Below are 14,679 nucleotides of genomic sequence, written 5' to 3'. Positions count from 1 at the left end.
TTTTTGTGTTTCGAGCAAATGTTAAATCTGTGTAATTATTCACTTTTGATGAATAGCTACACAAAATGGAGCCAAATAACTTTTTTTATGACTAGTTATGCTTCATAACCTCCAATAAACGCTTTGTTTATTCATATTTTTAATTCTTTATGCATAATGCTGATCTGGCCTGCAGAAGTTAATTGTACTGAACTGGTATTTTGATCACATTTTCGCTAATAATGTCGCATAAATAATACAAACTTCCGCTAATGCACTTACAGAATATAAAGCAAACAGCGGAAACAGCGGCTTTAAAACCGTTTACAACCTGAAGGATAAAATGCAATGAGTGTAGAAATGAACCTAACCCGTGCCCAATTCGATGAAGTTATGGTGCCTAATTATGCGCCTGCGGCCGTTATACCTGTTCGTGGAGCCGGTAGCCGAGTGTGGGATCAAGAAGGTAAGGAATTCATCGATTTCGCTGGTGGTATTGCAGTAAATTGTTTAGGTCATTGTCACCCAGCATTAGTGTCAGCATTAAAAGAGCAGAGCGAAAAAATATGGCACTTATCTAACGTGATGACTAACGAGCCTGCACTTGAATTAGCCACAAAGTTAGTCAATGCCACATTTGCTGAGCGTATTTATTTTGCCAACTCTGGTGCAGAAGCGAACGAAGCCGCACTTAAATTAGCGCGCCGTTATGCTCTAGACAACCATGGTGCAGACAAAGATCAAATCATCGCCTTTGATAAAGCATTCCACGGCCGGACATTTTTTACTGTTACGGTTGGTGGTCAAGCAGCATATTCAGATGGTTTCGGCCCTAAGCCTCAAAGTATTACCCATGTACCTTTTAATGATATCGCTGCACTTGAAGCGGTTATTTCAGACAAAACCTGTGCCATCATGCTTGAACCTCTTCAAGGTGAAGGCGGTATTATCAATGGTGACCCTGAGTTCTTAAAAGCAGTACGTCGCTTAGCTGATAAGCATGACGCATTGGTTATTTTTGATGAAGTACAAACAGGCGTAGGCCGTACTGGTGAGTTATTTGCTTACATGGGTACTGACATAGTGCCTGATATTTTAACTAGCGCTAAAGCGTTAGGCGGTGGCTTCCCGATAGCTGCAATGCTAACCACTGCAAAAATTGCTGCTCACTTAAAAATTGGTACTCATGGTTCTACTTATGGTGGTAACCCACTTGCTTGTGCCGTTGGTAATGCGGTAATGGACGTGGTTAATACCAAAGAAGTACTTGATGGCGTTAAACATCGTGAACAGCTATTCCGTGATGGTTTAGCGGCAATTAATGCCAAATACAACGTATTCAGTGAAATCCGTGGCAAGGGATTATTACTTGGTGCGGTATTAAATGAGCAATATGAAGGCCGTAGTCGTGACTTTTTAGTGGCATCTGTTGCTGAAGGCCTAATGAGCTTGATGGCGGGTGCAAACGTAGTGCGCTTTGCTCCTTCATTGGTTATCCCTGAAGCTGATATCGCTGAAGGTCTATTGCGTTTTGATCGCGCGGTAGCAAAAGTGGTTGCAGGTTAATGAACAAAAAGTGTGAGCCTAGCTTGCACTTTTTTGTTTGGGTACGCCAACAAAGTAAAATTGCGCCGAAAAGTATTTCAGCGCAATTTATTTGTGGCGCAATGAGGAGATTAAGATGTTAATCATACGTCCTATCCGTGCAAGTGATTACGATGCACTTTATGGTATTGCAGTCGAGTCAGGCCACGGTTTTACATCTTTACCAGTTAACGAAGAGTTACTGCGTTCAAAGATTGCTAGGGCAGAAGCATCTTTTACCAAGCATGTTGATAAACCTTTTGACGAAGGTTATTTAATGGTGCTTGAAGACATGAAAACCGGTGAAGTTGTCGGCACTTGTGGTATTGAAGCTGCTGTCGGCATGGAAGATGCTTTTTATCATTACCGTTTAGGTACTGAGGTATATCACTCTCAACAAATCTCAGTTCGTAATGAAGTTGAAACCCTGACTCTATGCCATGACTATACGGGAGCGGCTGAGCTGTGCACCTTGTTTTTAAAAGACGGTTATCGCAAAGGTAATAACGGGCGCATGTTGTCGCGTTCGCGTTTTTTATTTTTAGCGCAGCATCAACATCGTTTTGGTGAAACTGTTATCGCAGAAATGCGAGGGGTCAGTGACGATCATGGTGAATCACCATTTTACGAATGGCTGCAGCATCATTTTTTAGGTATCGACTTTGTTGAGGCTGATTATTTATCAGGCTTAGGTAAAAAAGCGTTTATGGCTGAAATGATGCCACGTAACCCTGTTTACGTTTGTATGCTGCCTAAAAAAGCCCAAAAAGTGATTGGTGAAGTGCATAAAAACACTAAGCCAGCACTGCGGTTACTGCAAGCGGAAGGATTTAAATTCCGAAATTATGTCGATATTTTTGATGGTGGTCCAACGGTTGAATGTTCAATCGGAGATATTCGCTCGGTAAAAAAGAGCCGTTTACTTACTGTGAGCATTGGTAAAATGCCACATGCCGATCACCATTTTATTATTTCCAACACCTTGCTAGCTGATTATCGCGCATCGGCGGCAAAACTGTTGGTCTCTGATGAACACGATAATGTGGTGCTTAGTACTGAAATTGCTGCCGGTCTTATGGTCAGCGAAGGCGAGCAAATTCGTGTTTTAGCAATGTAGGAGCAAGAAATGACACAATATATTCAAGGTCAGTGGTTAGCTGGCGAAGGTCATGAAATTAACTCAAAAAACCCAGCCAACGGTGACGTCATTTGGCAAGGTAACACTGCAACCGCTACTCAAGTGAACGCTGCTGTAGATGCCGCTCGTGCGGCGCAATTTGATTGGTTTATGCTGGGTTATGACGCCCGTTTAGCCATTGTTGAAGCTTATCGCGCACAACTAGAAAATAATAAAGCCGAGATAGCTGAAACCATCGCTCAAGAAACCGGTAAGCCACAATGGGAAACCGCCACTGAAGTCGGTGCCATGATTGGCAAAATCGCTTTGTCAGCAAAAGCTCACGACAAACGGACTGGTACTGAAACCAATGACCTGCCAGCAGGTCGTGCGGTATTACGTCACAAGCCTCATGGTGTTGTGGCTGTATTTGGTCCATATAACTTTCCGGGACATTTACCTAACGGTCATATAGTGCCTGCATTATTAGCCGGTAACACAGTGGTGTTTAAGCCTTCAGAACTAACGCCTAAAGTGGCTGAGTTAATGCTAAAGTGCTGGGACAAAGCCGGCTTGCCACAAGGTGTGATTAACCTAGTGCAAGGCGAAGTTGACACAGGTAAAGCGTTAGCATCACACCCGCAAATTGATGGATTATTCTTTACCGGTAGTTCTCGCACTGGGCATATTTTACATGAACAATATGCCGGCCTTCCGGGTAAAATTTTAGCCCTTGAAATGGGTGGTAATAACCCGCTTATCGTTAAAGGCGTTACTGATACTAAAGCGGCAGTCCATGACATTATTCAGTCTGCATATATTTCCTCTGGACAGCGTTGTACTTGTGCCCGTCGTTTATACATTGAAGAGGGCGAGCAAGGCGATGCGTTAATTGCCGAACTAGTCAAGGCTGTTAAGCAAATCAAAGTCGGTGCTTGGAACGCTCAACCGCAACCTTTTATGGGCTCAATGATTTCTGAAACTGCAGCGCTTGGTATGGTTGCTGCGCAAGCAACACTCAAGTCATTAGGTGGCGTTCCGTTAGTTGAGTTAGTGCAAGTTGAAGCTGGAACGGGTTTAGTGACTCCAGGTTTAATTGACGTTACTCAAGTGGCAGCGTTACCAGATGAAGAATATTTTGGTCCATTATTACAGTTAGTTCGTTACCGTGATTTTGACCAAGCTATCCATTTAGCGAATGCGACTCGTTATGGTTTATCTGCCGGTTTACTCGCTGACAGCCGTGAAGATTACGATTACTTCCTCGCGCGCATTCGTGCTGGTATTGTTAATTGGAATAAGCAAATCACAGGTGCATCAGGTGCGGCACCATTTGGTGGCGTTGGCGCATCGGGTAACCATCGTGCAAGTGCATTTTATGCTGCTGATTATTGCGCTTACCCTGTCGCTTCAATGGAAGCTGATTCAGTAAGCTTACCTGCAACTTTAAGCCCTGGTTTATCAATTTAACTGATAAATTCATCGCATGATCCGTGCTGGTGACGTGTTCGCCAGCCTTATTTTAGAAGGATTTAACCATGCATACTGACGTTAATGCTTTATTTGCTGCCCTATGGCAAGACTACATTAAGATGACGCCTTCAGCGGCGAAAATTCATCAACTATTAGGTCATGGTGCTCCTATCATCAATGACCATATCGCGTTGCGTACGTTTAATATCGCCAAAGTGAATTTAAGCGTATTGGCTGAGCATTTCACCTCCATCGGTTATGTCGACTGTGGCGATTATCAGTTTGTACAGAAAAAACTGATAGCCAAGCATTTTGAACATCCTGATCCAACACAGCCAAAGGTGTTTATCTCTGAGCTGTTAGTCGAGGAGTTTAGCCCTGAACTGCAAAAAACTATCCACGGTTTAATCGACCAAGTGGATGTTACAGCAACGACTGCCGATAATTTCATTTATTCAGGTCGTCATTGGGATCTAGATAAAGCCACTTACCAAGCCTTACTTGCTGAAAGTGAATATGCCGCTTGGGTCGCTGCGTTAGGTTACCGCGCTAATCACTTCACAGTATCAATTAATGACCTGCCAGAGTTTGAGCGTATTGAGGATGTAAACCAAGCCTTAAAACAGGCCGGTTTTGTATTAAATAGTTCAGGTGGTGAGATTAAAGGTTCGCCAGAAGTACTGCTAGAACAGTCTTCTACCATGGCCGATAAAGTCGTGGTTAACTTCACTGATGGCGATGTAGAAATTCCAAGTTGTTTCTATGAATTCGCCCGTCGTTACCCAATGGATAATGGTCAGCTTTATACTGGTTTTGTTGCAGCATCTGCAGACAAGATTTTTGAAAGTACCAATTCAATGATGTAATGTTGTGTACAACTAAAAAAGACCTAATTGAGTTATCAATTAGGTCTTTTTGTTGGCCGTAGCAAAGGCTTGGTTCAGTAAAAGGACAGCATGGAAGCTTATGGATTGATCAAAATGCTGACATTAAGCCCTTGTAATGTCTCACTACGATTAAATTTTAATATAAACCCATATTGCTCACAGATCTCTTTCACAATCGACAAGCCCAGTCCGTGACCCGTAGTTGCTTCATCGAGGCGGGTTCCACGAGCGGTTAACAATGCAATTTGCTCTTGCATGACACCACAGCCATCGTCTTCTATTTGGATTAATATCTCTCCTGATGGCAAATCAACTATGCTGATGTTCACCTGTGAATTTGCCCATTTAAAGGCGTTATCGAGCAGGTTGCCAAACAACTCCATGCCATCTTCACGATGAATGGGGATGCGACTAATATGTTGTGCGTTAACCACTCGGCATTCAATGACGCGCTGATGATGCACCTTATGTAAGGTTTGAATTAAGCTATCGAAATCTTTTGGAACAGCCAGTTGTGCAGCGGGTAGCATGTCACCCGTTATTCGCGCCGCAGCCAGTTTACGCTCAATCATTTTATGCACTAAATCTAATTGCTGCTGCATTGCTATTGCGGCGTCAGGGTGGGTGAGCCCCAGGGCTTCAACTTGTTGCTGCATCACTGCTAATGGTGTTTTTAAGCCATGGCTTAAATTGCCTAGGTTATTTCGACTGCGTTCAATTTGTTTGGCTGTGTAGTCTAATAGCTCATTATAGGTTTCTGCTAGCGGACGGATCTCCGCCGGTATTTGCGACATGGTTAACGAAGCTATTTCACCTTCGCGCAATTTAGCCAGTGCGCCTTGGATTTGATTCACTGGTTTAAACGATTGGCGTAAAATAATGAAGATACCGGCGATCATCGCCAATAACATGCCAATATTGATTGCCAGTTTAGCGCCAAAGACTTCACTGAAAACGCGGCGACCAATACTAAGATCTTGGGCTACTGTCAATGTTGCCGTGTTGGGACTGTTAGGCGCACCAATACCAATAGAGAGCAGCTGCATATCATTATTTTTTGGCCCTTTAGCTTGCCATACGCGTTTTTGCTGCGCTTGTAAGGGTTCGATCTGCAGCTCTGCATCCCATAAGGATCGAGAACGAATAGTACGGTCAGGTAAATTTAATTGGAAATAGCGGCCTGAATAAGCCGGGCGATAAAAACTGGATAATTGGCTTTGGTCGATAACCAGTTCGCCATCATCGAGCCGAGTGGCAATGATAATATGTTCTAAATCTTCTTCTAAACGGTTAATGATGGAGTCATGAAACGCATCTCGCAGCATAGATTCAAACAAAAATAAGCCGATGAGAGTGGCAATGATGATCAATCCACTCAGCCATAAGCTTAGTTTAAAGCGAATTGACATCATTCAATTATGCCATGAAAGATATAGCCTTGACCGCGACGGGTTTCGATAGCCGTTTTACCCAGCTTTTTACGTAAATGAGTCACGTATACTTCAACGACGTTACTTTCTTTCTCATCATCAAACTGGTAAAGCTTGTCTGTAAGCTGCTGTTTTGATAGTAGTTTTCTTGGCGACATCAAGAAAATTTTCAGTAACCTAAATTCCATTGATGTCAGCTCATACTCTTGTCCGCCCACCGTTACTTTCTGCTCATTTTCGTCGAGATTAACCCCAGCGTAGCAGAGTTGTTTTGATGATGAATTCACCCGTCCATGAGCTCGATGGATAAGTGCCTGAATTCTTGCGAGTAGCTCTTGAGTGTGAAAAGGTTTACCTAAGTAATCATCAGCTCCAGCATTAAAACCTTCCACTTTTTCGTGCCACTGACTGCGGGCCGTTAGCATAATGACTGGGGTACTGATGCCACGTTCACGCCATTGAGTCACCAATGACAAGCCATTGCCATCGGGTAAGCCAATATCGAGAATGACACAGTCATAATCTGTTTCTTTCATCAAATAATCGGCTTCAATGGCCTTATCTGTGACGTCCGTAATATAACCTGCTTGCTTGAGTTGTTTTTCAAGTTCAGCAACCAGTAATGGGTTATCTTCAACGAGTAACAGTTTCATGTTTAGTACATTCGCTCGGTAATTGAGTCAATGGATCTTGCATGCCATTGGCTGCATCTAATTGCAGATTAACAACATGCCCTTGTTTTAGCCTAAATTGCAGGTCATAGCGCCACTTATCCTGATATTGGTATAGTTGCGCATCGATTAAGTGGCCATCACAATACTGTGATATCCAAGCTAAGTAATCATCTAATGACCTTATATTACCAGAAGATACTAATTTTTGGACGTTATCATGATCCAGAGCGAGTTCTTTTGTGGGAATATCTTGCTGGTTAATCGTGATGGCCATTAAGCTGCTTATTGCTATGGAGAACAAGCTATTCATGGTCGCTCCAAAATAAAAAAAGTGGCGTTCAGAGTATGAACACCACTTTAAGTATATTGGCTTAAATCAAGCTGAAGCTTATATGATTAAGGCTTAAACATTACGTTTTAGCCCTATAAAACCTTAGTTGTTTAGCGTGTGCCGTAAACGACGATAGTTTTACCGTGTGCTTGAATCAAACTTTGTTCTTCAAGCATTTTTAAAATACGGCCTACCGTTTCACGTGAACAACCTACAATTTGACCAATCTCTTGACGGGTAATTTTAATTTGCATGCCATCAGGATGTGTCATTGCATCAGGCTGCTTAGCAAGGTGTAATAGTGTTTGTGCAATACGGCCGGCGACGTCAAGGAATGCTAAGTCGCCCACTTTTTGGCTAGTACTTTGTAAACGATAGGCCATTTGCGCCGAAAGTTTCATAAGGATTTCAGGATTAACCTGGATAAGTTGCTTAAATTTCTTATAAGAAATTTCTGCAATTTCACATGCTTGCTTAGCACGAACCCATGCTGTACGTTCAGATTGCTCTTCAAACAATCCAAGTTCACCGATAAAGTCGCCTTGATTAAGATAAGACAGGATCATTTCTTTACCTTCTTCATCTTTGATCAATACTGCGACAGAACCTTTGACTATGTAATATAAAGTATCAGATTCTTCACCAGCATGGATTAAGGTGCTCTTTGCTGGATACTTATGAATGTGACAATGTGAAAGAAACCATTCTAATGTTGGGTCAGGTTTTGGCTTACCAATCAGAGCCATACGATATTCCTCGATTGATTAAAAATGAAAGTAAGTAATGTCTAATTAAGCATTCTACGCTATTGGTGCGGCGAAAACTTTGATAGAGATCGTATTTAGAAGTGTGTGTAGTGTATATTAACTTGTTAAATTTTAGATTAAATTTATTTTGTTTGTGATGGCGGTCGACTTTTTTGGCCAATTTGTCTTAATCATCACTACTATTGAATTATTGCAAAATACATGTGTCTATTGTATTGGATCCATGAGTTAGCTAGTGTTATCTAATCAGCATCATAAATAGTTGTCGAGGTATGCGTGAAAAAACTGAGTCAAATCGGGGTTATTGTCAGTGTTATGTTATTGAGTGGGCTAAGTTTGCCCCTGAACGCATTTGTTATCCCGCCTTCTATTCAGTCTCAGGCCGCCACTAAATTAGTCAATATTCAAATTAAAGCTAAGCAGGGCAATGCAGATGCGCAATTTTTATTGGGTTTAATGTATCTCTCGGGGCGATTTGTTATTCAAGACACAGAGCAAGGTTTGTACTGGATTAACCTTGCGGCACAGCAGCAACACATCAAGGCGCAGCAAACCTTAGCTGATTTAGCTTTTGAGGGGCATAAATTATTTCCGCGTGATTTAGCGCTTGCAGAAAAATGGTACCTAAAAATGATTGAGCAAGGTGATAAGTGGGCTCATTTTCGTTTAGGGTTTATTTATTCTGCTGGTGGTGATGGCGTGGCACGAAATTGTGGCAAAGCCATGGAGCAGTTTTTGGCAGCAGGTGATGCGGTTTCAATGGGGAATGTTGCGTGGATATTAGCCACGTGTCCGGAAGCCGAATATCGAGATGGTTCACGTGCGGTATCAATGTCGCTAAAGTTACTTGAGAATAATAAAAACGATCCCACAGTATTAGATAACCTTGCGGCCGGCTATGCAGAACTGGGCGATTTTACTGCAGCGATAGATACGCAGAAAAAAGCGATTGATGCACTAAAAGATAACCCTGAGATTGTGCGCAGCGATGAGTTTATTTTACGTTTGGAGCAGTATAAAAATAAGCAGGCTTATCGAGAAGTTATCCCACTGATGTAACGCACCAGCCAAACCCAGTGGTTATCTTGTTGTCGCGGGATAGGTAAGGGCTTATCTCGCGTTTGATTATCGGCTTTATTGGGTTTCGTTGATGTGCTTAATGCACTAACAGATCAAAAAGGGGGAATTAGCTCTTCAAGCACATCAACTGCCGTTCTTTCGCTTGAAATCACGATGCGCCTATCTTAGTGGTTCTGACTTAAATCAAACTTAATCGAGTTTGATATCATTAAGATTTTGCAGCTCTAAGCGTTTATCCATTAAGTCTTTCACTAATGGCGTCAAAATTAATTCCATTGCCAATGACATTTTTCCACCGGGAACAACCAGTGTGTTGACGCGTGACATAAATGAGCCTTGGATCATGTTGAGATAATAAGGAAAATCAACATTATTAATACCGCGAAAGCGGATGACTAAAAAGCTTTCATCTAGGCTGGGTATGTCTTTTGCGCTAAAGGGGTTTGAGGTGTCCACGGTCGGCACGCGTTGAAAATTAATATGAGTCCGTGAAAATTGTGGCGTCATGTGCTTAATATAATCATCCATACTGCGCACAATCGATCCCATGACTTTTTCACGGCTATGGCCTCTATCGTTTGTATCGCGAATGATCTTCTGGATCCACTCTAAATTAACAATCGGTACCATGCCAATCAGCAGATCGACATGTTTAGCCACATCAGCATCTTCAGTTACCACACCACCGTGAAGACCTTCGTAATAGAGCATATCGGTATTGGCAGGTAAATCACGCCATTGAGTAAATGTGCCCGGCATTTGATTAAATGGCACGGCTTCGTCAAACGTATGCAAGTAACTGCGAGTTTGACCATTACCTGTGTTGCCGTAGCTGGTAAAACACTCTTCGAGTTTTTTGAAATTATTCGCTTCGGGTCCAAAATAACTCAGATTACGATTTTCAGCCTGTGATTTTCTAATTAACACTTCCATTTCAGCGCGAGTGAAATTGTGGAAACTATCACCTTCAACAAATGCGGCATTAATACCCAGCTGTCTAAAAATATGAATGAAGGCAGTTGTAGTTGTGGTTGTGCCAGCACCGGAAGAGCCGGTTACAGCAATAATAGGATGTTTTGCTGACATGTTATTTGCCTAGGTAATGTGTGGACGCGAAAAAACCAGTCACTAGTTATACGGTAATCTTTACCCGTGGGTCAATTATTCAAGGGTAACAATGTGATCATTTTGTCGCAAAATCAGTGTTTTTGTATTGTATCTAGTCGAAAGACGGACGTGAAATGTGTTCCCGTTGCCGAATGGCAATAGACTCATCATCTTCACTGAATTCAACCACTAACTCGCCTTTTTTGAGCGCAAGCTTACATTGCTCTATTGCTCTGGTTAATTGTTGCTCGTTGGCGTCACTAAAACTGCCATCTTCAAGTTGTGATAATAGATACTCTTTTATCATACGTTGAAGTACTTCTTGAGGTAATGAGAGTAACGCTTCATAAGGCACAAGCATGGTATATTCCTATTAATGACTTAGTGAAGAAGATGATCCGTCTGGCTCGGTTAGCGTATGTTCTTCAGAGAAAATAAACGCGATGATACGTTGCTCAAGATAAAAATGTGGCTTCCAAGGCCAGCCGCCGGCAATAAATCCCACATGACCACCAAACTCATGTAACTCGTATTCAACCATTGGCGATAATTGATCTTGGGTCGGGATCACTTCAACGGTCATAAAAGGGTCGTCTTGAGCGTGGATGACCAGCGTGGGCTTAGTTATATACTGTAAATAACCTAGGCCGCTAGCTTGCTGATAGTAGTCATTAACGTCAGTAAAACCGTGTAATGGTGCTGTCACTTTATCGTCAAATAAATAAAAGGTGTTGAGCATTTTGAGCTGCTCTTTTGTGATCGGCATTTGTTCGGTTAAATCTGTAGTATTAATTTTATCGAGCATTTTTTGCTGCAAACGTTTAATCAAAAAACGTTGATAGAGAGTTGAAAAGCCACTCTCCAAGCGTTTGGCACAAGCTCCTAACGTTAACGGTGCTGATACCACTACAGCACGTTCGAGTAAGCTATGTTGCTGAGTACTACCTTGATATTTTGCCAATACATTACCGCCCAAGCTGTAACCTACAGCATAAAGCGGTGAGTCCGGATAATAGTGTTTGAGTTGCCCTAGGGTATAGGCTAAGTCGTTAACATCGCCGCTATGATAACTGCGAGCTAAGCGATTAGGCTCACCTGAACAGCCGCGATGATGATGGACAACAGCTGCCAGCTTGGCTTTTTTGGCTTCAATCAGCATTCTGCGTACATAGTGAGATTCTGTGTTACCTTCAAGACCATGAATAATGACTAAGATAGGCTGGCCATTCTGGGCTTGTCCTAACCAATCTAAGTCGACAAAATCGCCGTCAGGTAGCTCTTGCCTTTGCCGAAATGTTATTGGTTTGGCCACTTTAAATAGGAATGGTAGAATCGTTTGCACATGTGGGCTAGCAGCCCACCAGGGCGGAGTGAACAAGGTTTTCATAGACGGAATATTTCTGTAATTGTTTGTGAAAATTTAAACGTATGTTTAAATGTTACTCATGCCACTCTACCACATAAAAAATATAGACAACAATAAACTCAAGGGGAAGTAAATGAAGCGGCGTACCTTTCTCACTGGTGCTTTTGCTGGAACGGCTGCATTAGCATTAGGCGTTAATTTATATTTGCCAAACATCACAACTTCTTCGGAGGATATTCATCACCGCGTATTATTTGGTGTGTTGATCCCGGTATTCCTAGATGGCGCATTACCTGAGGTTCCTAGTCAGAGAGAGCTTGCTATTAATCGCACTCTGGATGCTATCTCACAATCAATTACTCACCTGCCTGTTGAACAGCACCAAGAGTTAATGGAGTTATTAAATTTACTCGAAGGTCGTTTCGGATTGTTGCTACTCAGTGGCAGTATGACGCCGCTGTTAATGCGAGAACCTCAGCAATTGATCGACATGCTAGAGTTTTGGCGTCATAACTATTTAGACATGTTAACCACCGCTTATGGCGGATTACGAGAATTGATTATGGCAAGCTATTACGCCTGTCCAGAGCATTGGGGAAATTTACGTTATGTAAAACCCACTTTCTTGGTGCCTAACGCGCATTAATCCTACTGTATAGGGAGTATTACCTTGGCCATTATTGATCCTATTATTACTGGTTTAAGCGCGGGTTGGCATCATATCGATGCGAGCACCTTAGAGATTGATCGTCACTTTGACGCGGATGTGGTTATTGTGGGTACCGGTGCGGGTGGCGGTACTGCAGCAGAAATACTCACAGAAGCTGGCTTAAAAGTGATTATGATTGAAGGCGGTGCGCTCAAATCATCGACAGACTTTGATATGGAAGAGCGCCACGCTTATCCTAATCTATACCAGCAGGCTGCTGCGATGAAAACGGCAGATAAAGGCATAGGTATATTCCAAGGTCGTGCAGTAGGTGGTTCAACCACAGTCAATTGGACTACAGCGATTAGAACGCCGGAACAAACATTGGCTTTTTGGGAACAAGAAAAGTCGGTCAAAGGGTTATCTTCGCAAGTGTTACTGCCGTGGTTTGAGTTAATGGAAAAACGTCTCAATATTGAACAATGGCAATATGAACCTAACCGTAATAACGGTGCATTACGCGAAGGTTGCGAAAAATTAGGTTGGGATTACACCGTCATCAAACGTAATGTTAAAGGCTGTTGGAATACTGGTTATTGCGGTATGGGTTGTCCTGTTAATGCTAAGCAATCAATGTTGGTTACCACCATACCCGCAGCGCTTGATAAAGGCGCTACGCTAATTTCACGCGCCAGAGTGATTAAGCTTGAGCATAAAGGTGATAAAGTTGTCGGCTTAACCGCGCAGGCTTTAACGCAAGGCTTAAAGCCCACGTCGGTGAACATCACTTTCAGTGCCAGGCATTATATTTTAAGTGCCGGTGCGATTCATACCCCGACTATTTTAATGCGTTCTAATACCCCCGATCCGCACAAACAATTAGGCAAAACCTTCTTACACCCTTCATTGTTGTCAGGCGGGATATTTGATGAGCAGATCAATGGCCACAGTGGAGCGCCGCAATCTATCTATTCCGATGAATTTGTCTGGCATGATGGCGCTGCTGGAGAGCTAGGTTATAAACTTGAAGTTGCCCCTGTTCATCCAGTATTAATCGCGTCAAAAACCATTGGTTATGGCGTTAGTCATGCCCAGTTAATGGCTAACTTTAACCAAATGCAGGTGACCATTGCGCTTATACGTGATGGTTTCAATCAGCAATGTCCTGGTGGTCAGGTTCGGTTAACTGATAACAGCTTTGCATTAGATTATCCTTTAGGCCAAGGTTTCTGGGATGGTGCTCGTCGAGCATTTTTGTCGATGGCTGAATTACAATTTGCTGCAGGAGCTAAAAAAGTATTACCAATGCACGATGGCTTGTCATTTTTAAACTCATGGAGTGAAGCAAAGCAGGCTATCAATGATGTCGATTTAGGCTTACTAAAAACCATCGTTGCGTCGGCTCATGTTATGGGCGGCTGTGCTATGGGGGAAGATAAAACGCTGTCAATGGTTGATACATTTGGTAATTCACATTACCTGGAAAACTTATCTGTGATGGATGGTTCGGTATTCCCAACCAGTTTGGGGGCTAATCCTCAATTGTCTATTTATGGCCTTGTCGCCCGAAATGCGACAGCATTAGCCCAAAAGCTGACTCAAACGAGTTAACTGAACTGGCTCCTATACCGCTGATAGGAGTCTTTTACATTGATTGCTTGCGGTTGCATAAGAGTCAGCTTGAACATTTGACTTGATAAAGTTTATCAATCGATGTCATATCGAGTGCTTAAAAGATGCCAATAAAAAATCCGAATTACTCGTCGATAGGATAGTAGGCTCAGAGCCTTTGCCTTACTAAATTGATGGTTTTTACTGTCATCGACACTATTAGTTAAAAATTTTTAGTGGGTTTGCCTTTCTGTTGGCTTAATGATGTCGGTAATATAGTGTTATTTTCAAGCTAATCGCATTCACTTCGACAAGATTACGATGGAAATTAATCTAGGGTTTAACGTCGCTTAAAAATCAGCTTCAGCTTATTTTATTCCACAATGAAAGTGCTAACGTTTTCAAGGGGGGCGTTTCCCTTGAATGCTTATTGGTCGTTGATGTTATTTTCAACGGCCTTAAGCTCTAAGTTGAGTTTATACATTTTAACGTTAAGAACCCTAACTTGTGTTTGCTGCAAAGCTTGTTCGTTTCGATTAAGAGTTGAGCATTCTCAAGGCTTTTCTTAGTATCTATTTGACTCAATCAAAATGTGTTATCGTCTAGCCAATTTAATGCTCAAGG

14 protein-coding genes are annotated in these 14,679 nt (G+C 42.4%); 7 read left to right on the top strand and 7 right to left on the bottom strand.

Annotated elements, in window-relative coordinates; translation table 11 throughout:
- Positions 1-327 precede the first annotated feature (327 nt).
- From H5164_RS06590 to H5164_RS06575, 4 genes are all read left to right on the top strand, one after another.
- A complete protein-coding gene (locus H5164_RS06590; protein ID WP_124018322.1) occupies positions 328-1,545 on the top strand; it encodes an aspartate aminotransferase family protein in 1,218 nt (405 codons plus the stop codon).
- A 115-nt stretch (positions 1,546-1,660) separates the two neighbouring features.
- Positions 1,661-2,680, top strand: a complete 1,020-nt coding sequence (gene astA / locus H5164_RS06585; RefSeq protein ID WP_182696699.1) for an arginine N-succinyltransferase — start codon at positions 1,661-1,663, stop codon at positions 2,678-2,680.
- Positions 2,681-2,689: 9 nt separating this feature from the next.
- A complete protein-coding gene (gene astD, locus H5164_RS06580; RefSeq protein ID WP_124018324.1) occupies positions 2,690-4,150 on the top strand; it encodes a succinylglutamate-semialdehyde dehydrogenase in 1,461 nt (486 codons plus the stop codon).
- A 68-nt stretch (positions 4,151-4,218) separates the two neighbouring features.
- The gene (locus H5164_RS06575; protein ID WP_182696698.1) at positions 4,219-5,019 is read left to right on the top strand and encodes a DUF1338 domain-containing protein; all 801 of its coding nucleotides are present in this window, start codon (positions 4,219-4,221) and stop codon (positions 5,017-5,019) included.
- A 98-nt stretch (positions 5,020-5,117) separates the two neighbouring features.
- Here H5164_RS06575 and H5164_RS06570 read toward each other — a convergent pair whose 3' ends face one another.
- The 4 genes from H5164_RS06570 to crp form a co-directional block, all read right to left on the bottom strand.
- Positions 5,118-6,452: a sensor histidine kinase gene (locus H5164_RS06570; protein WP_124018326.1), complete on the bottom strand. Its 1,335-nt coding sequence runs from the start codon at positions 6,450-6,452 to the stop codon at positions 5,118-5,120.
- Positions 6,449-7,123 (bottom strand): response regulator transcription factor, encoded by a 675-nt coding sequence (locus tag H5164_RS06565; protein ID WP_124018327.1) that lies wholly within the window; start codon positions 7,121-7,123, stop codon positions 6,449-6,451. The genes H5164_RS06570 and H5164_RS06565 overlap by 4 nt, the downstream gene beginning before the upstream one ends.
- Positions 7,104-7,454: a PepSY domain-containing protein gene (locus tag H5164_RS06560; protein WP_124018328.1), complete on the bottom strand. Its 351-nt coding sequence runs from the start codon at positions 7,452-7,454 to the stop codon at positions 7,104-7,106. Before H5164_RS06560 ends, H5164_RS06565 begins: the two co-directional genes overlap by 20 nt.
- A gap of 131 nt (positions 7,455-7,585) precedes the next feature.
- On the bottom strand, positions 7,586-8,221 hold the full coding sequence (crp, locus tag H5164_RS06555; protein ID WP_124018329.1) for a cAMP-activated global transcriptional regulator CRP: 636 nt from the start codon (positions 8,219-8,221) through the stop codon (positions 7,586-7,588).
- Between the two features lie 336 nt (positions 8,222-8,557).
- Between crp and H5164_RS06550 the strand changes: the two genes are divergently transcribed.
- Positions 8,558-9,301, top strand: coding sequence for a tetratricopeptide repeat protein (locus H5164_RS06550; protein WP_182755624.1), 744 nt, complete (start codon positions 8,558-8,560; stop codon positions 9,299-9,301).
- Between the two features lie 210 nt (positions 9,302-9,511).
- Here H5164_RS06550 and H5164_RS06545 read toward each other — a convergent pair whose 3' ends face one another.
- From H5164_RS06545 to H5164_RS06535, 3 genes are all read right to left on the bottom strand, one after another.
- Positions 9,512-10,408: a phosphoribulokinase gene (locus tag H5164_RS06545; RefSeq protein ID WP_124018330.1), complete on the bottom strand. Its 897-nt coding sequence runs from the start codon at positions 10,406-10,408 to the stop codon at positions 9,512-9,514.
- A gap of 133 nt (positions 10,409-10,541) precedes the next feature.
- Positions 10,542-10,790, bottom strand: a complete 249-nt coding sequence (locus H5164_RS06540; protein WP_124018331.1) for a YheU family protein — start codon at positions 10,788-10,790, stop codon at positions 10,542-10,544.
- Between the two features lie 12 nt (positions 10,791-10,802).
- Positions 10,803-11,816, bottom strand: a complete 1,014-nt coding sequence (locus tag H5164_RS06535; protein ID WP_182755326.1) for a hydrolase — start codon at positions 11,814-11,816, stop codon at positions 10,803-10,805.
- A 112-nt stretch (positions 11,817-11,928) separates the two neighbouring features.
- Here H5164_RS06535 and H5164_RS06530 point away from each other — a divergent pair, with 112 nt between their 5' ends.
- Complete coding sequence (locus tag H5164_RS06530) at positions 11,929-12,441, top strand: TAT leader-containing periplasmic protein (protein ID WP_182755325.1); 513 nt, start codon at positions 11,929-11,931, stop codon at positions 12,439-12,441.
- A 24-nt stretch (positions 12,442-12,465) separates the two neighbouring features.
- Positions 12,466-14,055, top strand: a complete 1,590-nt coding sequence (locus tag H5164_RS06525; protein WP_124018334.1) for a GMC family oxidoreductase — start codon at positions 12,466-12,468, stop codon at positions 14,053-14,055.
- Positions 14,056-14,679: the final 624 nt, after the last annotated feature.

Source organism: Shewanella sp. SG41-3 (genome assembly GCF_014164545.1).
GTDB classification, from domain to species: domain Bacteria; phylum Pseudomonadota; class Gammaproteobacteria; order Enterobacterales; family Shewanellaceae; genus Shewanella; species Shewanella vesiculosa.
Note: the sequence above shows the minus strand (reverse complement) of the source record. Positions and strands in the feature narration are given on the sequence as shown.